Here is a 19,594-nt window from a genome sequence, read left to right as displayed (position 1 = left end):
CCGTAAGGTGGGGAACCCCGGCCCGTCTCACGTGTCGGGCCCTTCGCGTTGCCCCCTCACCGGACGGAAAGCCGCCTTCATGAGCCTGTACGGACTGCTCGACGCCGTCACCCGGGACCCCGCGCTCACCGAGGCGGTCCAGGCGGCCGCGGACGGGAACCGGATGCAGCTGGACCTGGTCGGCCCGGCGGCGGCGCGGCCCTTCGCCATCGCGGCGCTGGCCCGGCGGACCGAACGGACCGTGCTCGCGGTCACCGCGACCGGGCGCGAGGCCGAGGACCTGGCCTCTGCGCTGCGCTCGCTGATGCCGCCCGAGCAGGCCGCCGCCGTCGTGGACTTCCCGTCCTGGGAGACCCTGCCGCACGAGCGCCTCTCGCCCCGCAGCGACACCGTCGGCCGCCGCCTCGCGGTGCTGCGCCGGCTCGCCCACCCGAGCAAGGACGACCCGGCCGCGGGCCCCGTCTCCATCGTCGTCGCGCCGATCCGCTCCGTGCTCCAGCCGCAGGTCAAGGGCCTGGGCGACCTGGTCCCGGTGGCCCTGCGCGGCGGCGAGAGCGCCGACCTCGGCGAGATCACCGAGGCGCTCGCCGCGGCGGCGTACGCCCGGGTGGAGCTGGTGGAGAAGCGCGGCGAGTTCGCCGTCCGCGGCGGCATCCTCGACGTCTTCCCGCCCACCGAGGAGCACCCGCTGCGGGTGGAGTTCTGGGGCGACGAGGTCGAGGAGATCCGTTACTTCAAGGTCGCCGACCAGCGGTCCCTGGAGATCGCCGAGCACGGGCTGTGGGCCCCGCCGTGCCGCGAGCTGCTGCTGACCGACGAGGTGCGCGAGCGGGCCGCCGCGCTCGCCGAGGAGCACCCCGAGCTGGGCGAGCTGCTGCACAAGATCGCCGAGGGGATCGCCGTCGAGGGCATGGAGTCCCTCGCCCCGGTCCTGGTCGACGACATGGAACTGCTGCTGGACGTGCTGCCCGCCGGGGCGATGGCCGTGGTCTGCGACCCGGAGCGGGTCCGCACCCGGGCCGCCGACCTGGTCGCCACCAGCCAGGAGTTCCTCCAGGCCTCCTGGGCGGCCACCGCCGGCGGCGGCGAGGCCCCGATCGACCTGAACGCCGCCTCCCTGTGGGGGATCGCCGACGTCCGCGACCGGGCCCGGGAGCTCGGCACCATGTGGTGGTCCGTCTCCCCCTTCGCGGCCGACGCGGACCTCGGCGAGGACACCCTCACCCTCGGCATGCACGCCCCCGAGGCCTACCGCGGCGACACCGCCCGCGCCCTGGCCGACACCAAGGGCTGGATCGCCGACGGCTGGCACACCGTCTACGTCACCGAGGGCCACGGCCCGGCCGCCCGCACCGTCGAGGTGCTCGGCGGCGAGGGCATCGCGGCCCGGCTGGAGGCCGACCTCGCGGTGCTGGAGCCCTCCCTGGTCCACGTCGCCTGCGGCTCCCTGGACAACGGCTTCGTCGACCCGCACCTCAAGATCGCCGTCCTCACCGAGACCGACCTGACCGGGCAGCGCACCGCCACCAAGGACCTCGGCCGGATGCCGACCCGGCGCCGCAAGACCATCGACCCGCTGACCCTCCAGGCCGGCGACTACATCGTGCACGAGCAGCACGGCGTCGGCCGCTACGTCGAGATGGTCCAGCGCACCGTCCAGGGCGCCACCCGCGAGTACCTGCTCGTCGAGTACGCCCCCGCCAAGCGCGGCCAGCCCGGCGACCGCCTCTACATCCCCACCGACCAGCTGGAGCAGGTCACCAAGTACGTCGGCGGCGAGGCCCCGACCCTGCACCGGCTCGGCGGCGCCGACTGGACCAAGACCAAGGCGAAGGCGAAGAAGGCGGTCAAGGAGATCGCCGCCGACCTCATCAAGCTCTACAGCGCCCGCATGGCGGCCCCCGGCCACACCTTCGGCCCGGACACCCCCTGGCAGCGGGAGCTGGAGGACGCCTTCCCGTACGCCGAGACGCCCGACCAGCTGACCACGATCGCCGAGGTCAAGGAGGACATGGAGAAGTCGGTCCCGATGGACCGGCTGATCTGCGGCGACGTCGGTTACGGCAAGACCGAGATCGCCGTGCGCGCCGCCTTCAAGGCCGTCCAGGACGGCAAGCAGGTCGCGGTCCTGGTCCCGACCACGCTGCTCGTGCAGCAGCACTTCGGCACCTTCTCCGAGCGGTACTCCCAGTTCCCCGTCAAGGTGCGGGCGCTGTCCCGCTTCCAGAGCGACACCGAGGCGAAGGCCACCCTGGAGGGCCTGAAGGAGGGCTCGGTGGACATCGTCATCGGTACCCACCGCCTCTTCTCGCAGGAGACGAAGTTCAAGGACCTGGGCCTGGTCATCGTCGACGAGGAGCAGCGCTTCGGCGTCGAGCACAAGGAGCAGCTCAAGAAGCTCCGCGCGAACGTCGACGTCCTGACGATGTCCGCGACCCCGATCCCGCGCACCCTGGAGATGGCGGTCACCGGCATCCGCGAGATGTCGACGATCACCACCCCGCCGGAGGAGCGCCACCCGGTGCTGACCTTCGTCGGACCGTACGAGGAGAAGCAGATCGGCGCCGCGATCCGGCGCGAACTGCTGCGCGAGGGCCAGGTCTTCTACATCCACAACCGGGTCGAGTCCATCGACCGGGCGGCCGCCAAGCTGCGCGAGATCGTGCCCGAGGCGCGGATCGCGACCGCGCACGGGCAGATGGGCGAGAGCCAGTTGGAGCAGGTCGTCGTCGACTTCTGGGAGAAGAAGTTCGACGTCCTGGTCTCCACGACCATCGTCGAGTCCGGCATCGACATCTCCAACGCCAACACCCTGATCGTCGAGCGCGGCGACAACTTCGGCCTCTCGCAGCTGCACCAGCTGCGCGGCCGCGTGGGCCGCGGCCGCGAGCGCGGCTACGCCTACTTCCTGTACCCGCCGGAGAAGCCGCTGACCGAGACCGCGCACGAGCGGCTCGCGACGATCGCCCAGCACACCGAGATGGGCGCGGGCATGTACGTCGCCATGAAGGACCTGGAGATCCGCGGCGCGGGCAACCTGCTCGGCGGCGAGCAGTCCGGTCACATCGCGGGCGTCGGCTTCGACCTCTACATCCGGATGGTCGGCGAGGCCGTCGCCGACTTCCGCTCCGCCGTCGAGGGCGGCGAGCAGGAAGAGGCGCCGCTGGACGTGAAGATCGAGCTGCCGGTCGACGCGCACGTCCCGCACGACTACGCGCCGGGCGAGGGCCTGCGCCTCCAGGCCTACCGCTCGATCGCGGCCGCCTCCTCGGAAGCGGACGTCAAGGCCGTCCGCGAGGAACTGACCGACCGCTACGGCAAGCTGCCCGAGCCCGTGGAGAACCTGCTGCTGGTCGCGGGCCTGCGGATGCTGGCGCGCGCCTGCGGGGTCGGCGACATCACCCTGGCGGGCACCAACATCCGCTTCGGCCCGGTGGAGCTGCGCGAGTCGCAGGAGCTGCGGCTCAAGCGGCTCTACCCCGGGACGGTCCTCAAGCCGGCCGCCTCGCAGGTGCTGGTGCCGCGCCCGAAGACCGCCCGGGTGGGCGGAAAGCCGCTGGTCGGGCGGGAACTCCTCGCCTGGACGGGGGAGTTCCTCACCACGATCCTCGGCTCGTGAGGGTCTAGAGGAAGTTCTTCTGGACCAGGAGGCGCACGATGTCCGGGTAGAAGTCCGGGAAGTCCATCGGCACGATGCCGAAGTGGATCTTCTCGGTCTTGCGGGCCTCCACGTACTTGAGGACGTCCGGAAGCGTGAGCTTCGCGTTCTGCTGGGGCCAGTTCCCGCCGGAGTAGCTCGTGAAGTTCACGAACATCTGGGAGGAGTCCTGGTGCCACCAGGCGTTGTCGAACTGCTTGACGATGGTGGCGGACTTCGTGAAGTTGGTGGTGTTCCAGTCGTCCTGGATGTTGAAGGCCTTGTTGCTGTCCCAGGTGAGGATGCCCCAGTCGTTCGCGAAGTCCGCCGCGATGACGATCTTGCCGCGCACCTGGCCCAGCGTGGGCCAGTACGGTGCGGTCCACACCAGACTCCGGTAGCCCATGGGGTCCAGGTAGTAATTGAAGCGGCGCCGGAACTCCTCGTCCGAGAGGGCCTGCCCGCCCGAGTTCTCGTTCTTCACCCGCATGATGACGGTTTCGCCCGGGTACTTCTTGAAGTGGTTGCGGCAGGCTTCCAGGACGTCCTGGAAGCGGTGTCCCTGGTAGGCGGAGCCGTGGTAGAGGCCGAATTCGTTCGGCGCGCCCTGGAGGCCGTTCAGTCGGATGTCGAGGAAGCGGATCCCGCGCTCCAGCTGCTCGGGAACACCCCAGTTCTGGGTCTGGGCCCATTTGGTGCCGTTGGCGGGGTCGGTGCACCACGAGTCGTGCGTTCCGGGGATCGTCAGGTGGATGAGGGGCGTGCTGCCGGGCAGCTTGCCCATCCAGTCGTGGAAGTAGTAACCGGCGGCCTGGGCGGTGCCCGGCAGGGCGAGCGTGGCCGCCGCTGCGGCGCCCGCGCCGACTCCCCACTTCAAGACGTCACGACGGGTGGGGCTCATGCGCGTTCTCCAGATCCTCGGGGACTTCGAGCCGCCGACGCTAGGGCGGGCCGCTGACGTCCCGCTCACGTCCCGCTGACGCTCGACGCGGGTCCGGCGCAAGGAACGATCGCTTCGTCCCACCACAGGGATCCCGTGCTCACTCCGGCGCCGCCGCCTTGGCTTCGGCGTCGAGCTGGTCGCCGTAGCCCGCTGCGGTCCAGACGTGGTGGCGGAAGCGGGCCGGGCTCTCCACGCCCGGCCACGGCTCGCCCGCCGGGAAGAACACCCCTTCGCAGGTGGAGCAGTACCGGGCGGGCGCGGCGATCGCGGCAGCCCGACCCGCACCGGCCTCCGCGCGTCGCTTGGCCCCGCCCGCGTCGCGGACGACGACGGCCGTGCCCCACAGGATGAGCAGCGCCGCGACGATGCCCACCGGCAGGAGCCACGGCGAGTCCCAGTCGTCGGCGTAGTACGCGCCCGCGGCCGCGGCCAGCCCGGCGAGGACCAGTCCTTCGAGGACGTTCGAGCAGCCGTCGCCCGTCGTGTTCGGTGCCAGGGCGAGCGCGATCGAGTCCTTGGCCCGCCGCACCCGGGCGACGGGCACGTTGTCGTCCGTACCGCACCCGGGGCACTCCACCGGTCCGTTCTCTTCCCCGTTCGTCATGGCGCCCATGATGACGGCCCGGTTCCCCGCGCCTACAGGCGGGCCCACACCGTTTTGCCGGGGGCGCCCGTGCCGCGCGGGCGCACGCCCCATTCCCGGGCCACGGCCTGTACGAGCGCCAGCCCGCGCCCGTTCTCCGCCCAGCAGGGGTCCGCCTCGGGGAGCACCTCGGGCGGGGCCGCGTCACCCCGGGCGTCGCTCACCTCGACGCGCACCCGCTGGCCGTCGAAACCGAGCCGGACCTCGAAGTCCCGCCCCGGCACCCGCCCGTGCAGCACGGCGTTGGCGGCCAGCTCCCCGACCACCAGCTCCACGTCCTCGGCCAGCCCGCAGCCCGGCGGCACGCCCCAGGCCACGAGCTGCGCCCCGACGAGGTACCGGGCGAGGCGGGCGCCGCGGGGGGTGGCGGAGAGGAGCTGCCGGAACTCCGGTGCCATGTCACTCTTTTCGGTCGTCACCTCACCGAGCGTGGCCGGACCGCCGTACGCTTTCCAGGGACGGCGGCGCTACGGAGAACTCCCGTAGGGCCGACCCCGGTTGCGTGTACGTGCGGTACGGGCGAGGGCGGATCAGCGTATGAACGACCTGGCGGAGCGCGAAGAGGAGCCGGAGCGGCCCGTGGAGGTCGACGGCACGGCCCACCTCTTCCGAGCACTCGGCAAGATCATCAAGGTGTTGCGGGAACGGGCGGGCCTCCAGCAGAAGGAGCTCGCCGCCCTCGTGCACGTGGGGGAGGACCTGGTCTCCGCCATCGAGCGGGGCGTACGGACCCCCCAGCCGGACTTCCTGGAGAACGCGGACCGGGCGCTCGGGGCGGGCGGGGTCCTGCTGGCGGCCATCCCGGACGTGAAGGAGGCGTTGAAGCGGGCCCGGACGCGGCACCCCGATTGGTTCCGCAAGTTCGCCGACGCGGAGGCGGCGGCCGTGGCGCTGCACTACTACGAAGTGCAAGCCATTCCTGGGCTGCTCCAGACCGAGGCGTACGCGCGGGCCCTGTTCCGGCATCGGCGGCCGGTGCTCGATGAGGAGACCATCGAGAGGCGCGTGGCGGACCGGCTCGCCCGACAGGTGATCCTGGACCGGTGGCCCGCGCCCACGTTCAGTTTCGTGCTGGAGCAGTCCATCCTGCTGCGCCCGACGGGCGGCCGGGAGGTGCACCAGGCGCAACTGCGGCGCCTGCTCGACGTGGGCAGTCTGCGAACCGTCCAGCTACAGGTGATGCCGCTGGACCGGGACGAGCACCCCGCCCTGGACAGCGCGTTCACCCTCCTCCGCCCCAAGGGTCGCAACGAGGTTGCCTACACCGAGAGTTACGGGCATGCGAACCTCATCACCGATCCCGAACAGGTAAGGATCTACAGCGAGCGCTATGGGATCATCCGGGCACAGGCACTCACGCCCCACGAGTCACTGGCCCTGATCGAGAAGTTGCTGGGAGAACTATGAACACCACACGTCTGGCCTGGTTCAAGAGCAGCTACAGCGGTGGCGAGGGTGGCGAGTGCCTCGAAGTCGCCTTCGACTGGCGCAAGTCGAGCTACAGCAGCGGCGAGGGCGGCAACTGCGTCGAGGTCGCCGGCTGTGACACGGCCGTCCACGTCCGGGACTCGAAGGTCCCGGCAGGGCCCCGGCTGGCGCTCGCCCCCGCCGCCTGGGCCGCGTTCCTCGGCGGAGTCGTCTCCGCATAGCGCGCGACGGCCGCGGTGGGGGACCTGGGGTCCGCCCGCCGCGGCCGGTGCGGTGCTACTTGTTCGGATCGTCGTCGATGCCCGTGCGTTGTTCCATCTGCTGCTGGGCCTTGTCGACCTGGTCCGCGTACTTGTTCCCGGTCTTCTCGTTGACCTCTTGTTCGAGGTTGTCCGAGATGTCCTTGCCCTTGGCCTTGGCCTGGTCCCGGAACTTGTCGAAAATCCCCATGCGGGGCTCCTTCCGTCATCCCGTTTGAGACGGTACGCCCCTTTGATCGAGTCCGCTCGACGAAGGACCCGGGAGCCGCCCTCCCCTCGCGAGGCGGCTCCCGGGCGTCCGTGGGCCCGGCTCAGCCGTCGGTCTCGACGACGTCCTTGGTCGGCGACGCGGCGTCGACCGGCAGGTTGAAACCGGAGAAGGAGACGTCGGAAGGGTCCTTGCCGGTTTCCACGGCCTTGAGGAGGAAGGGCTCGCCCTTGGTGGCGACGTAGAGGTCCTCGGTCCCGTCGGTGGTCCGGGTGGTCACCTTCTGGGCGTACTCGCCGTTCACCTGCACCACCCCGTCCTTCTTCGCCCCCGAGCTCTTGTCGAACTCCTTGAGCAGGTCGTCCAGGTCGCACAGGGCCGAGAGCTCCTTGGAGTCCGGCGACGACGCCTTCGTCTTGACCCAGTGCCCGGCCAGCTGTTCGAGCGCCGCGTCGGCCTGTTCCTTCGGGAGGTCCTTGAGCTGGGTGCGGTAGAAGGCGGCGTCGGCCTTGAGGAAGACGAACTGGGCGTTGCGGATCAGCTCGAAGGACCCCTCGCCCTCGACCGCCATCGACCCCTTGCAGTCACCGGACTTGCTGATCGCCATGTCGATCTTCATCGGCTTGCCCTTGTCCCGGACGGTGCCCGTGATGGTCAGCGAGTCGGCGCCGCGCAGGCTGTCGAGCGACTTGTTCGCCACCTTCGACCCGGACTCGCCGGGGAAGGGGCCGCTCTCGGTGTCGCCGCCCGAGAAGGGGAAGCAGCCGGTGAGGGTGAACAGGGCGGTGGTCGCGACGATCGCGGCGGCGGTGAGGCGGGCAGGGCGCACGGGGGACTCTCTTTACGGGGGATGCGGGGGATGCGGGGGAGGGGAAGGGGTGGAGCCGGTGGTGCGGGGGGTCAGGACTTCTTCCAGTCGGCGCAGCCCGAGGACTTGAAGTACGCGTCCTCGGCGTCGATCGTCACGATCGCCGGGCCCGTCGGGTTGTCGTTGGCGGCGATCGAGTCGAGGCCGTGCTCGGCGTCCTTGGTGCGCTCCCAGTAGCAGTTGAGGCTGCCCTTGGCGCGGCCCTCGGACTTGTAGGTGCCGGGCGCGATGTCCGTGCCGACGCGGAGCATGCCACCATCGCCGGCGATCTCCGGCTTCGGGGTGCCCGTCGCGTCCTTCGGGACGGCCTCCCAGCCCTTGCAGCCGCTGGACTTGAAGTACTCGCCGGCCGCCAGGGTCACGTAACTGGATCCCGTCACGTTGTCGTTGGCGATGATCGACTCCATCTCGCCCTTGGTGTCCTTGAGTCGCTCCCAGTAGCAGCCGGACTTGGTGTTGCCGCTCGTGCGGTAGGTGCCGGGCTGGGCGTCCTTGCCGACCTGGACGGTGCCGTCGCTCTTGATGGCGACCTTCTTGGCCTCGTCCTTCTTCGGCCCGGTGCTGCCGCTCGCGGCGGGCTTGGGGTCCGTCCTGCCGGCCGACTGGGTGTCCTCGACCGGGCCGCAGGCGGTGGCCAGGGCGAGGGCGAGCACGGCTCCGGTGCCGGCGAGCACCTGGCGGCGGGCGGTGGTCCAGCTGGTGCGCGGGGCGTGGTGCGACATGGGAATGCCTCTCTCGTCTCTCGCTGTGCGGCCGGGACCGGCCCGGTTGGTGCGACGGGAGTAATCACAACAGAGACTGTGAACCGAGTCAACACGAAACATGGAAGCGATCTCGTTCACACTGTGAAGGGGTCTCTCGCGTGTGTACCGGTATGCTCGGCGCATGTCGGAGAACCCCCCCACTGAGGTGACCGCAGCCGAGATCGCCCGCCTCGCCGGGGTCGGCCGCGCGGCGGTGAGCAACTGGCGGCGCCGCCACGCCGACTTCCCGAGGCCCGTCGGCGGGAGCGAGACCAGCCCCTCCTTCGCCCTGCCCGAGGTCGAGGACTGGCTGCGCGCCCAGGGCAAGCTCGCCGAGGTCCCCCCGCGCGAGCGCGTCTGGCAGCAGATCACCGCCCACCCCGCCGGCGCCGTCGCCGGGCTCGTCGAGGCGGGCTGCGCCCTGCTCGTCGTCCACGACCGGCCCACCGACTGGTTGGAGCTGAGCGCCGTCTCCGACGAGCGGATGGCCGCGCTGCTGCGGCCCGTCCTCGCCCAGGTGCTCACCGCCCGCCTCGGCCCGGGCCACGCGCTGACCGACGCGACGGCCCGGGCGACCGGGGTGGCCGCACCCGCGTCGATGCCGCTGCTGCGCGCCGCCGCCGAGCTCGCCTCGGGCCTCGGTGCCCGCAACGCCTTCGAGTTCCTGCTGGGCCGCCACCTCGACGCGAACCCGCGGCAGTACACGCTGACCCCGCCCGGCCCCGCCGAGCTGATGGCCGCGCTGGCCGGGGCCGGCGCGCGCAGCGTCCTCGACCCGGCCTGCGGGACCGGCAGCCTGCTGCGCGCCGTCACCGCGCCGGTCGCCCTGTACGGCCAGGACTGCGCGCCCGAACTCGCCGCCCTGACCGCGCTGCGGCTCGCCCTGCACGGCGTCGCCGAGGTGCGCACCGCCGCCGCCGACAGCCTGCGCGCCGACGCCTTCCCCCGGCCCGCCGTCGACGCCGTGCTCTGCCACCCGCCCTTCAACGAGCGGAACTGGGGCCACGAGGAGCTGGCCTACGACCCGCGCTGGGAGTACGGCTTCCCCGCCCGCACCGAATCCGAACTCGCCTGGGTCCAGCACGCCCTGGCGCACCTGCGCGAGGGCGGCACCGCCGTCCTGCTGATGCCCCCGGCCGTCGCCGGCCGCCGCTCCGGCCGCCGCATCCGCGCCGACCTGCTGCGCCGGGGCGCGCTGCGGGCCGTCGTCGCGCTCCCGGCCGGCGCCGCGCCCCCGTACGGGATCCCCCTGCACCTGTGGGTGCTGCGCAAGCCCGCCGCGCACGCCCCGGCCCCGCCCGGGCTGCTGCTCGTCGACACCGCCGAACTCGGCGGCGGCGAGGGGCGCGAGCGGGCCGCCTGGCCCGCCGTGCACGACGCGGTGCTGGCCGCCTGGACGGCGTACGACGGCGCCGCCGGCGCGGGCGAGGTCCCCGACGCGCCGGGCCTGAGCCGCTGCGTGCCCGTCATCGAACTCCTCGACGACGACGTGGACCTCACCCCCGCCCGGCACCTGCCGCCCGCCACCGCGGGCGGCGGCGCGGCCGAGCTGGGCGCCGTACGCGCGCGCCTCGACGAGACCCTCCAGCGCGCCGCCCGGCTCACCCCGCCCCCGGTCGAACCGGCCGACGGGCCCGCCCGGCTGCCCAGCACCACCATCGGCGAACTCGCCCGCGCGGGCGCCCTGCTGCTGCGCGCCGGCACCGGCAGCGGCGCCGGCGAGGCCCCCGTCCTGACCGAACACGACGTGTACGCGGGCACCGCGCCCTCCGGCACCCTGGCCGACTCCGCCGACGAGCCCGTCCTGACCGAGGCCGGGGACATCGTCGTCCCCGTCGTCGGCGCCGCCGCCGTCGCCCGGGTCGTCGGCCCCGCCGACGCGGGCGCGGCCCTCGGCCGCAACCTCCAGCTGCTGCGCCCCGACCCGGCCGCCATCGACCCCTGGTTCCTGGCCGGATTCCTGCGCGGCACCGCCAACAACCGGCAGGCGTCCAGCTACGCCTCCACCGCCACCCGGCTCGACGTGCGCCGCCTCCAGCTGCCCCGGCTGCCGCTGGAGGACCAGCGCCGCTACGGCGAACGCTTCCGCGCGCTCGCCGAGTTCGAGGACGCGCTGCGGCTCGCGGGCCGGCTCGGGGAGCAGCTGGTGCAGGGGCTCTACGACGGTCTCGCGGACGGCACGCTCCGCGCGGAGTGAGCCGGACCGCAACGGTTGTGCGCATCCCCTGACCGGTCGGGCGGGCCGGTGTATACGCTCGCCCCGAGCACATCCGAATTTCCGCCGTCAGGAGCAGCGATGCACGGGCCCGGCCTCCCGCCGCCGCGTGAGCAGTACGTACAGCAGCGCGGCCAGGGCTACGTGATCACGCTGCGCGTGCTCTTCGCGCTGGTACCGGTGCTCAGCTGCGGGTTCTTCGCGTGGGCGAGCATGCTGCGGCTCGCGATCGTCACCCGCGCCGGCAAGGACTGGGCGCTGTTCGTGCTCTCCGCGGCCTGCGGCCTCCTCGGGATCTGGCTGGTCGGCTCCGACCCGGTTCCCGACGCCAAGGGCACCCGGACCAACATCGGGATGGTGCTCTCGCTCGCGACCGGCGTGGCCAGCCTGGCCTACTTCCTCTACGCCGACCTGCGCCGTCAGCACCGGCCCCCGGTCCCCGCCTGGTACCCGCCGCCGATGCCGCAGCAGCACCAGCCCCCGGGGTACGGCTACGGCTACCCGCCGCAGGCCGCCGCGCCCGCGCCCGCCGCGCCCGCTCCGGCGCAGACCCAGCCCCTGCCGCGGCCCCCGCAGAGCCCGCCGCCCCCGCGGATCGGCCAGGTCCGCGCCGAACTCGACGAGCTGAGCGAGCTGCTGCGCAAGCACGGCGACAGCAACGGCAACGGAAACGGCAACGGCGGCGCCGACGGCCAGGGGCACGGCCGGTGACCGAGCGCACCATCGGCGAGCGCTACCAGCTCGCCACCGTCCTGGGCCAGGGCGGCATGGGCCAGGTCTGGACGGCGTACGACCGGCGGCTCGACCGCCGCGTGGCCGTCAAGCTGCTGCGCCCCGACAAGGTCGCGGGCCCCGGCACCGTCGCCGAGGAGCTGCGCCGCCGCTTCGTGCGCGAATGCCGGGTCACGGCCCAGGTCGACCACCCTGGCCTGGTCACCGTCCACGACGCGGGCAACGACGGCGACGAGCTGTACCTGGTCATGCAGTACGTCGAGGGCGCCGACCTCGCCGACCACCTGGCCGAGCACGATCCGTACCCCTGGCAGTGGGCGGTCTCGGTGGTCGCGCAGCTGTGCTCGGTGCTCTCCGCCGTGCACGCGGTGCCGATCGTGCACCGCGACCTCAAGCCGCGCAACGTGATGGTCCGCCCCGACGGCACGGTCACCGTCCTCGACCTCGGCGTCGCCTCCGTCATGGACACCGACACCACCCGCCTCACCCACACCGGCTCACCCATCGGCAGCCCCGCCTACATGGCCCCCGAACAGGCGATGGGCGGGGCCGTTGGCCCCTACACCGACCTCTACGCCCTCGGCGTGCTGCTCTACGAACTCCTCAGCGGGAACGTCCCCTTCGTCGGGAGCACCGCCCTCGGCGTGCTCCACCGGCACCTCTACGAACCCCCGCTCCCGGTGCGCCAGCTGCGCCCCGAGGTCCCGCCGGCGCTCGAAGCGGTACTGCTGCGCCTGCTGGCCAAGGACCCGCAGGACCGGCCCGGCTCCGCGCAGGAGGTGTACGAGGCGCTGGTCCCGCTGCTGCCCTCGCACGGCGTCCCCGCGGGCCCCCTGGACCCCACCCGTCCCTTCCTGCGCCCGATGGCCCCCTGGCCCGACCGGGTCAGCGCCCCGCCGCGGCCCGAGGTCCCGCCCGCCGTCGCACCGCGCCGGGACATCCCGGCGGCCGTCGACGAGGTCCGGGCGCTGCTGGACGAGGGCCGGCTCACCCAGGCCGTGGACGTCCTCGGCGAGATCCTGCCGGCCGCCGTCGCGCAGCACGGGGAGCACTCGCCGGTGGTCCGCTCGCTGCGCAAGCAGTACGCGGCCACGCTGATGGACGACGGCCAGTACCGCCGGGCCCTGCCCGAACTGCGCCGACTGGCGGAGGAGTTCCCGGCGGGCGACCCGCAGTCCCTGCGCTTCCGCTACGACGCCGCCCAGTGCCTGGAGCAGCTCGGCGAAGCGGCCGCGGCCCTGGCCGAGTACCGGGCGCTGCTCCCCTTCTTCGAGAACCACTACGCCAACCCGGACCCGGGCCTGCCACTGGAGGTGCGCCGCCGGATGGGGCACCTGCTGCTCTCCCTCGGCGACCGGGCCGCCGCCCACGACACCCTGGCCCGCCTGCTCTTCGACGCGGAACAGCTGCACGGCCCGGCCCACCCCTTCCCCACCGAGGTGCGCCGCACCCTCCAGTGGCTGGGCCAGGTCCGCTGAGCGGATCAGCCCCTCGTCCGCCGGCGCGGCCGTGACAGCCTCGGCCGGACCGCCAGCGCCAGCAGCACCAGCGCCGCCGGGGCGGCGAGCGCCAGCCCGGCGGTGAGCCCGGGCGGGCGGAAGACGCAGCTCACGGTGGTGCGGGCCGGGGTCACCGGGACCGCGACCAGGCCGAGGCGGGCCCCCGCCGGCGCCCCGTCGCAGCTCCAGCCCGCGATGGCCGGGACCGACAGCACCGCGGTGCCGGAGCTGCCGGCGGGCAGGGTGGCCCGTACCGCGTGGGCGCCCACCGTCACCGACACCGCGCCCGTGTCCCGCAGGGCCCGGGCCGCCGCGTCCAACAGCGGCCGGTCCAGGCAGGCCAGGGTCCACTCGGCCGGCGCGTCCCGGTCGAAGACCAGCGCCGAGGAGGCGCCCCGGGAGGTGCCGAGCGGCTGCGCGGCGGCCCGGTTGCGCGGGGCGTTCCCGTTCAGCCGGAAGGGGGCGCCGTCCGCGAGGCGGGCCGTGGCGTTGTAGGCGGGCGCCCAGAGGAAGGCGTCGGTGCCCGCCCGGCAGACCCCGGGCGCCACCGGATCCTCGTACACCCGCGCCCCGAGCAGGAGTTCCTGGTTGCGGAAGGGCGAGGGCCCGAAGGCGGGCGGCGGCCCGGCCGGGCGGAGCGTCACCAGCGGGGGCACCACGGCCGCGCGCCCCACCGCACCGTCGGGCCGCAGCCGGGCGCCCACCGCGAAGACGGCGTCCGTCACCGGGCTGTCCAGGCTCTGCACGCTGCGCCCCCGCGAGGTCCAACCGGCGCCGAGCGCCGCCATCGTGCGCGTGAGGACGTCCGGGGTGTGGCTGCTGTAGTAGGAGCCGCCCTCCCCGCCGAGCAACAGCGGATCGTTGCCGGTCAGCGCCGGCCGCCCCGGGTCCGTGCGGTACGCCGGCCAGCCGTCGGCGGCGGCGAGCGCCCGGGCGCGCGCGGTGTGCGCGGCCCCCCAGGACGGGTAGTCGTCGAGGCCGCCGAGCGTGCCCTTGTGCCCCCACGCGGTGGTCGCCGCCGCCTGGACCAGCAGGGTGAGGACGAGCAGCGCACCCGGCAGCGGCCCGTACCGGCGCGGCCGGGCCCCCGCGAGCCACCAGGCGGCGGCGGCCGCCGCGATCCCGGCCGCGCCGAGCCCGTAGGCCACCGGACCGGCCAGCGCACTGCCGGCCGCGGCGAGCAGCAGCGCCAGCAGCAGGGCGGCGCCGCCGCACAGCGCGCGCGGGCCCGGGCGCCCCGCGGCCAGCGCCGTCCAGGCGGCCAGCACCAGGATCCCGGCCAGCACGAAGGTCTGCCGGTACGGGCTGCCGTTGGGGGTGGCGAAGACGTGCCAGGCCAGATGGGTGGGCGTCCACTGGAAGGACAGCAGCACACCGACCACCAGGGCGCTCCACCACAGCCGCTCCCGCCGCGGCACCCCCCGGTGCAGCGGCAGCGCGGCGGCCAGGAGCAGGGTCGTGCCGCTCACGAAGAGGGCGGGCGAGGAGAAGCTGTAGGTCGCGGGCAGCAGCCGGGCGAAGACGTCCGTCCAGGGCGCGGGCGCGAACTGCCGGGTCCACCCCGGGTAGGCCTGCCGGGAGCTGAGGAAGAGCGGCGCCAGCACCGGCAGGGCCAGGGCGAGCCCCAGGGCGGTGCTCCCGGCCGCGCGCGCCGCCACGCGGGCGCGGGCCCGTACGCCCTCACGGGTCAGCACCAGCCGCACCAGCAGCACCAGGGCCGCGCCGAGGGTGGCCATGTAGGCGGTGTAGAAGTTCGCCGTCCAGCACAGGGCGACGACCAGCGGGGCGGCGACCGGGCGGCGCCCGCGCAACGCCCATTCACCCGTCAGACACAGGAGCGGAAAAGCGATCAGGCCGTCCAACCACATGGTGTTGTAGGAGGCCTCGATGACCGACCAGCCGCACAGCGCGTACGAGGCCCCCAGCAGCCCGGCCGCCCACCACGGGCCCCGCCGCTGCGTGCGCAGCAGCCAGGCCATCGCCGCCGCGGCGAGCGCCGTCTTCAGCACCGAGACGACGTAGACGGCGAGGTCGATGTCCGCGCGCGGGAAGAGGGCCACCAGCGGTGCGAAGGGGCTGCTCAGGTAGGTCCCGTAGTCGGGCAGGAAGGAGGTCCCGAAGCCGGAGCGCCAGTTGAGGAGCAGGTCCCCGGCCGCCCGCCCGTGCAGCAGGTCCCACAGCTGGGCGTGGAAGGGGACGAACTGGTTGCCCAGGTCGTTGACGCTGCGGTGGCGCGGACCGTAGGGGAAGACGCGGGCGACGGCGTCCCCCGCACAGACGGCCGCGGCGGCGAGCAGTCCCGCCAGGGCCGAACCGGCCAGGCTGCGGGAGCGCGGGGAGCGTGGTGTCGGCATGGTGGGCCGACCTTCGCAGCGACGGAAGACCGCGGGGTGGCCGAGGAGTGAACGCGCACCCCAACACCCTTGGAATCGTTGGTCGAAGCGGTAGCTGGGACGCCCCGGACTGCATACTATCGATCACCGCAAGGCCCTTGTGCACCAAAGCACAATCCAGCCCGGCCCGGGAGGCTCCTTTGCACCGTCGCACAGCGCTCTCCGTATCCGCCGCCCTGCTCGTGGCGGCCCCCCTCCTGTCCGCCTGCTCCTCCGCCGAGGTCCGCCCCGGCACGGCGGCCGTGGTCGGCGGCGAACGGATCACCACCGCAGCGCTCCAGGCGCAGGTCAAGGACGTCCGCACGGCCCAGGGCCGCGATGAGCGGTCGGCGCAGCTGATCGAGTCCAGCGCCGGCCTGGAGCGGGTCAAGCTCGGCAAGATGATCCAGCTGCGCGTCCTGGAGAAGGCCGCGGCCGACGCCGGACTGTCGGTCAGCGTCAAGGACGTCGAGGACGTCCGCAAGGCGCAGGTCGCCCAGGCCAAGGGCACGGCCGAGCTGGAGCAGGCGGCCCTGCAGGCCCGGGTCCCGCTCGCGCCCGACCAGATCGACGGCGAGTTCCGCTTCCAGCTGCTCCTCGGCAAGCTCAGCGACCGCTTCGGCGAGGACAAGGTCCTCGTCCCGCTCGCCGCCGCCGCCAAGGAGCTGCACATCGAGGTGAACCCGCGCTACGGGGCCTGGGACGTCAAGCAGATCGCGATCGGGGACGCCGAGACCCCGTGGGTGAACCAGCGGACCCGGCCCGAGCAGGCCCCCGCAGGAGCCTGAGCCGCCACCGGAGGTAGGTTCGGAGCGTGAACGACGACCACGCTCCCGCCGCCCCCACCGGCCGCATCGTCCTGCTGACCGCCAGCCACCGGGTCGCGCCCGGCCTGCTGTCCTGGTCCGCCTGGCAGACCCTGCACGCCGCGGACCGGGTGCTGTGCGCCGACCCCGGGCACCCGCAGCTGCCGTACCTGCGCGAGGCGGGCGTCGAGGTCGAGACGGCGGTGCCCGACGCCCAGGCGCTGGTCGAGGCCTGCGCCGGGGGCCGCACCGTGGTGGTCCTGCCGAGCGGCGAGGGCGACCAGCGGCTCACCGACGGACTGGCCCGCCTCGCCGGCTCGGGCCGCGTCGCCATGCCCGACCTGGAACTGCTGCCCGGTTCCTACGACCTGCCCGGCGCCCGGCTGCTCGACCTGGTCCAGGTCATGGACCGGGTCCGGCGCGCCTGCCCCTGGACCTCCCGCCAGACGCACGAGGGCCTGGCGAAGTACGGCATCGAGGAGGCGTACGAGCTCGTCGAGGCCATCGAGGACGGCGACCGCGACGCGCTGCGGGAGGAGCTGGGCGACGTACTCCTCCAGGTCGTCTTCCACGCGCGCATCGCGGAAGAAGGGGGAGCGGGGGAGGACGAGGAGCCCTTCTCCATCGACGACGTGGCCGGCAGCCTGGTCGAGAAGCTGATCCACCGGCACCCGCACGTCTTCGGCGACGAGGTGGCGCGCACCCCCGACGAGGTCCAGGAGATCTGGCAGCGGACCAAGGCCGTCGAGAAGCGGCGGGAATCGGTGACCGACGGGGTCCCGGTGGGCCAGCCCGGGCTGGCGCTCGCGGCGAAGCTCGCCGGCCGGGTCCGCGCGGGCGGGCTGGAGGTGCCGCTGCCGGGCGGCGAGGGCATCGGCTACGAACTGCTGGCGCTGGCCGCGCGCGCCGAGGCGGCGGGCACCGACCCCGAGACCGCGCTGCGCGCGGCGGCCCGGGCCTACCGGGACGCGATCCGCGCGGCCGAGGGGGTCCGCCCCCTGTAGAACCCCTGGACAAGGGGAGGCCGTGTGCGAGGGTGAGCCACCACAGATCTGAGGGGGCGGACCGGTGCGTGCTCGTCATGCCGCGAAAGCGGTGGTCATCGCGGTGATTCTCGGTACGGCGGCGTGCTCGCCGGGGCCGTCGGCGGGTGCGGCGCCGGCTGCGGCGCCGGTGGCGTCCGCGTCGGCCGGCGCGGCGGCCGCGGGGCCCGGGAAAGGGCGGCTGCGCGACGGCCTGCTGACCCAGGGCCGGCTCCCGCAGGGCTTCCGCTTGAACACGGCGAAGATCGAGGCGACGACGACCGGCGCGCCCCACGCCCCCGCCTCCACCGTGCCGCTCGCCTCGATGCCCTGCTCCGAACTCGGGGTCGAGTCCTTCCTGACCCGGCACGCCCCGCCGCTGGAGGACGTGGCGGTCGGCGTGGAGATGGAGCTGCCCGAGATCACCGGTGACGCCGGTGAGGAGGTGTCCGAGGGCTGGTTCGGCCAGGAGTCGCTCGACCGGTACGCGCCCGGCGGGGCGGCGGCGGTCATGAGCGCGATCCGCGACGCGGTGGCGCGCTGTCCTTCTTATAAGGACACCTTCGTCAGCGGCACCTCGGGGGAGACGACCGTGTCCCTGGCCACGACGGACGCGGTGGGGGACGAGGGCCTGGTGCTGCGGACCAGGTCGACCATGGACGGCGTGGCCGACCCCTTCCTCGGCGAGACGGGCTTCGTCCGCCAGGGCGACGTGATCCTCATGGTGCAGAAGGTGGCCGCGCAGAAGCCGCCCGCCGGTGTGGACGCCGTCCTCGTCCCCGCCGCGGCGGCCTACCGCGCGGCCGCCGGGGGCTGAGCGCCGCTAACGGAGCGGGGCCCGCCCGCCGGGATCGTGCCAGTGCGGGTCGGGCCGGTTCAGGAACCACTCGCCGAAGCCGATCGGCCGCTCGTGGCCGGGGCCGGAGACGGCGGGCACCGCGTCGTGCAGGATCCGGCCCGGGGTGGCGCCGAGGTCCGCCAGCAGAGCGGCGGTCTCCGTGACGAACTGCGGCGGCCCGCTCAGGTAGACGTCCTGGTCGGGCCAGAGGCCGCGGTTGCCCAGCGCGGTCGCGAGCCGCGCGGTGGCCTCGATGCGGGGACGCCCCGGCGCGGGCGTGATGTAGGTGACGGCGAGCCAGCGGTGCCGCGCGGCCCGGGCGTCGATCAGCGGCCGGTCGTAGAGGTGCGCCCCGTCGCGCGCGACCACGAAGAGCCGTACGTCGTGCTCGGGAGGCCGGGCCCGCGCCATCAGCTCCTCCAGCATGGCCCGCACGGGGGCCCAACCGGTCCCGGCCGCGATGAAGGTGGCGGGCCGGTCCGCCGCGCGCAGGGTGACCCGGCCGCCCGCGGCGCCGAGCCGCACCACCTCGCCGGGCACGACGTCCCGGACCAGCGCGGTGCTCAGGCGGCCGCCCTCGATCCGGCTGACGTGCAGGTCGAGGGTGTGGTCGGCGCGGGGCGCGTTGGCGAGGGAGTAGGTGCGCCAGGTGGTCGGCACCCGGGGGCTGCTCACGCTGACGTACTGGCCCGGTAGATAGGGGAGCGGCAGGTGCGGCCGCAGCGTCAGCACGCCGATGTCCGCGCCGTAGCGCAGGTGCCGCACCACCTCCGCGTCCCACCACGGCGGGTCCTGGCTCGCGGCCGCGCCCGCGAGCATCACGTCGGCTATCGCCCGGTAGGCCTCGCTCCACGCCTTCTCGACGACCGGGGTCCAGGCGGAGCCGCCGGCCTCGGCGAGCGCGGCGAGCAGGCTGGTGCCGACGGCGTCGTAGTGCTCGGGGCCCGCGAGGAACTTGCGGTGGTCGCGGCCGAGGTCGCGGAGATAGGGGACGAGCTCCTCGTCGTCGATGTGCGCGATGACGTGGGTGAGCGCGGCGAAGAGCCGGTCGCGCTGGCGTTCCATGTCCCGGGGCTCGGCCGGGAAGAGGGCGCGGATGTCGGGGTTGTGCCAGAACAGGTGGGTGTAGAAGTACTTGACCGCGTGTTCGGCCCGTCGTTCCACCACGGCGAAGCTGCTCTTCAAGATCCTCACATCCACAAGAGCGACAGTAGGAGTGGCCGCGAAGGCGGGGTCAAGGGAAGGGTGATCTACGGCCAGCCGCGGAAAACCAGTCATATGGGATGACCGGCGAGGGGCGGGGTACGGTCGCCTGGTGCACCAGCAGACCCCCGCGCAGCCTCCCGCGCAGACCCCCGCCGAGCCCTCCGCCGCCCCCGC

At 73.6% G+C, this 19,594-nt stretch carries 17 protein-coding genes; 9 read left to right on the top strand and 8 right to left on the bottom strand.

The genetic code is table 11. The features are described 5' to 3' along the window. Positions 1-79: 79 nt before the first annotated feature. Positions 80-3,619, top strand: a complete 3,540-nt coding sequence (mfd, locus tag ACZ4UB_RS06700; RefSeq protein WP_468068687.1) for a transcription-repair coupling factor — start codon at positions 80-82, stop codon at positions 3,617-3,619. Between the two features lie 4 nt (positions 3,620-3,623). Here the strand turns inward: mfd and ACZ4UB_RS06695 are convergent, their stop codons facing one another. The 3 genes from ACZ4UB_RS06695 to ACZ4UB_RS06685 form a co-directional block, all read right to left on the bottom strand. Then, entirely contained in the window at positions 3,624-4,538 is a 915-nt protein-coding gene (locus ACZ4UB_RS06695) for a phosphatidylinositol-specific phospholipase C (protein ID WP_468068685.1), read from the bottom strand. A 139-nt stretch (positions 4,539-4,677) separates the two neighbouring features. Beyond that, entirely contained in the window at positions 4,678-5,184 is a 507-nt protein-coding gene (locus ACZ4UB_RS06690; protein WP_468068684.1) for a hypothetical protein, read from the bottom strand. A 32-nt stretch (positions 5,185-5,216) separates the two neighbouring features. Continuing rightward, on the bottom strand, positions 5,217-5,621 hold the full coding sequence (locus ACZ4UB_RS06685) for an ATP-binding protein (protein WP_468068923.1): 405 nt from the start codon (positions 5,619-5,621) through the stop codon (positions 5,217-5,219). Positions 5,622-5,760: 139 nt separating this feature from the next. On the opposite strand from ACZ4UB_RS06685, the gene ACZ4UB_RS06680 reads away from it, so the two are divergent. Both ACZ4UB_RS06680 and ACZ4UB_RS06675 read left to right on the top strand, forming a co-directional pair. Next, positions 5,761-6,630, top strand: a complete 870-nt coding sequence (locus ACZ4UB_RS06680) for a helix-turn-helix domain-containing protein (RefSeq protein ID WP_468068683.1) — start codon at positions 5,761-5,763, stop codon at positions 6,628-6,630. Beyond that, on the top strand, positions 6,627-6,872 hold the full coding sequence (locus ACZ4UB_RS06675) for a DUF397 domain-containing protein (protein ID WP_468068682.1): 246 nt from the start codon (positions 6,627-6,629) through the stop codon (positions 6,870-6,872). The genes ACZ4UB_RS06680 and ACZ4UB_RS06675 overlap by 4 nt, the downstream gene beginning before the upstream one ends. A gap of 55 nt (positions 6,873-6,927) precedes the next feature. Here ACZ4UB_RS06675 and ACZ4UB_RS06670 read toward each other — a convergent pair whose 3' ends face one another. From ACZ4UB_RS06670 to ACZ4UB_RS06660, 3 genes are all read right to left on the bottom strand, one after another. Beyond that, entirely contained in the window at positions 6,928-7,101 is a 174-nt protein-coding gene (locus ACZ4UB_RS06670; RefSeq protein ID WP_399264378.1) for an Rv0909 family putative TA system antitoxin, read from the bottom strand. Positions 7,102-7,222: 121 nt separating this feature from the next. Then, positions 7,223-7,948, bottom strand: a complete 726-nt coding sequence (locus ACZ4UB_RS06665; RefSeq protein ID WP_354382960.1) for a hypothetical protein — start codon at positions 7,946-7,948, stop codon at positions 7,223-7,225. A 71-nt stretch (positions 7,949-8,019) separates the two neighbouring features. Then, positions 8,020-8,709 carry a hypothetical protein gene (locus ACZ4UB_RS06660; RefSeq protein WP_468068680.1) on the bottom strand — a complete coding sequence of 230 codons (690 nt, stop codon included), beginning with the start codon at positions 8,707-8,709 and terminating at the stop codon, positions 8,020-8,022. A gap of 163 nt (positions 8,710-8,872) precedes the next feature. On the opposite strand from ACZ4UB_RS06660, the gene ACZ4UB_RS06655 reads away from it, so the two are divergent. From ACZ4UB_RS06655 to ACZ4UB_RS06645, 3 genes are all read left to right on the top strand, one after another. After that, positions 8,873-10,927 (top strand): N-6 DNA methylase, encoded by a 2,055-nt coding sequence (locus ACZ4UB_RS06655; protein ID WP_468068679.1) that lies wholly within the window; start codon positions 8,873-8,875, stop codon positions 10,925-10,927. 99 nt (positions 10,928-11,026) lie between these two features. After that, complete coding sequence (locus ACZ4UB_RS06650; protein ID WP_468068678.1) at positions 11,027-11,656, top strand: hypothetical protein; 630 nt, start codon at positions 11,027-11,029, stop codon at positions 11,654-11,656. Continuing rightward, positions 11,653-13,155, top strand: a complete 1,503-nt coding sequence (locus ACZ4UB_RS06645) for a serine/threonine-protein kinase (RefSeq protein ID WP_468068677.1) — start codon at positions 11,653-11,655, stop codon at positions 13,153-13,155. The genes ACZ4UB_RS06650 and ACZ4UB_RS06645 overlap by 4 nt, the downstream gene beginning before the upstream one ends. A gap of 5 nt (positions 13,156-13,160) precedes the next feature. Here the strand turns inward: ACZ4UB_RS06645 and ACZ4UB_RS06640 are convergent, their stop codons facing one another. Further along, on the bottom strand, positions 13,161-15,530 hold the full coding sequence (locus tag ACZ4UB_RS06640) for a YfhO family protein (RefSeq protein ID WP_468068675.1): 2,370 nt from the start codon (positions 15,528-15,530) through the stop codon (positions 13,161-13,163). Positions 15,531-15,709: 179 nt separating this feature from the next. On the opposite strand from ACZ4UB_RS06640, the gene ACZ4UB_RS06635 reads away from it, so the two are divergent. From ACZ4UB_RS06635 to ACZ4UB_RS06625, 3 genes are all read left to right on the top strand, one after another. After that, the gene (locus ACZ4UB_RS06635) at positions 15,710-16,336 is read left to right on the top strand and encodes a SurA N-terminal domain-containing protein (RefSeq protein ID WP_468068674.1); all 627 of its coding nucleotides are present in this window, start codon (positions 15,710-15,712) and stop codon (positions 16,334-16,336) included. A gap of 26 nt (positions 16,337-16,362) precedes the next feature. Continuing rightward, complete coding sequence (locus ACZ4UB_RS06630; RefSeq protein WP_354382953.1) at positions 16,363-17,358, top strand: nucleoside triphosphate pyrophosphohydrolase; 996 nt, start codon at positions 16,363-16,365, stop codon at positions 17,356-17,358. A 64-nt stretch (positions 17,359-17,422) separates the two neighbouring features. Next, positions 17,423-18,193 carry a hypothetical protein gene (locus ACZ4UB_RS06625; RefSeq protein ID WP_468068673.1) on the top strand — a complete coding sequence of 257 codons (771 nt, stop codon included), beginning with the start codon at positions 17,423-17,425 and terminating at the stop codon, positions 18,191-18,193. A gap of 6 nt (positions 18,194-18,199) precedes the next feature. On the opposite strand, the gene ACZ4UB_RS06620 is transcribed toward ACZ4UB_RS06625, so the two are convergent. Next, the gene (locus ACZ4UB_RS06620) at positions 18,200-19,408 is read right to left on the bottom strand and encodes a globin domain-containing protein (protein WP_468068672.1); all 1,209 of its coding nucleotides are present in this window, start codon (positions 19,406-19,408) and stop codon (positions 18,200-18,202) included. Between the last annotated feature and the right edge of the window lie 186 nt (positions 19,409-19,594).

The sequence above is a fragment of the Streptomyces sp. NPDC028419 genome, from assembly GCF_055565515.1.
This window is presented reverse-complemented; position numbering and strand designations above follow the sequence as displayed.

Coding starts and splice junctions, on each gene's coding strand:
- ACZ4UB_RS06690 (WP_468068684.1), bottom strand. CDS start 5,184: ATGACGAACGGGGAAGAGAACGGACCGGTGGAGTGCCCCGGGTGCGGT.
- mfd (WP_468068687.1), top strand. CDS start 80: ATGAGCCTGTACGGACTGCTCGACGCCGTCACCCGGGACCCCGCGCTC.
- ACZ4UB_RS06655 (WP_468068679.1), top strand. CDS start 8,873: ATGTCGGAGAACCCCCCCACTGAGGTGACCGCAGCCGAGATCGCCCGC.
- ACZ4UB_RS06695 (WP_468068685.1), bottom strand. CDS start 4,538: ATGAGCCCCACCCGTCGTGACGTCTTGAAGTGGGGAGTCGGCGCGGGC.
- ACZ4UB_RS06680 (WP_468068683.1), top strand. CDS start 5,761: ATGAACGACCTGGCGGAGCGCGAAGAGGAGCCGGAGCGGCCCGTGGAG.
- ACZ4UB_RS06675 (WP_468068682.1), top strand. CDS start 6,627: ATGAACACCACACGTCTGGCCTGGTTCAAGAGCAGCTACAGCGGTGGC.
- ACZ4UB_RS06660 (WP_468068680.1), bottom strand. CDS start 8,709: ATGTCGCACCACGCCCCGCGCACCAGCTGGACCACCGCCCGCCGCCAG.
- ACZ4UB_RS06640 (WP_468068675.1), bottom strand. CDS start 15,530: ATGCCGACACCACGCTCCCCGCGCTCCCGCAGCCTGGCCGGTTCGGCC.
- ACZ4UB_RS06670 (WP_399264378.1), bottom strand. CDS start 7,101: ATGGGGATTTTCGACAAGTTCCGGGACCAGGCCAAGGCCAAGGGCAAG.
- ACZ4UB_RS06685 (WP_468068923.1), bottom strand. CDS start 5,621: ATGGCACCGGAGTTCCGGCAGCTCCTCTCCGCCACCCCCCGCGGCGCC.
- ACZ4UB_RS06650 (WP_468068678.1), top strand. CDS start 11,027: ATGCACGGGCCCGGCCTCCCGCCGCCGCGTGAGCAGTACGTACAGCAG.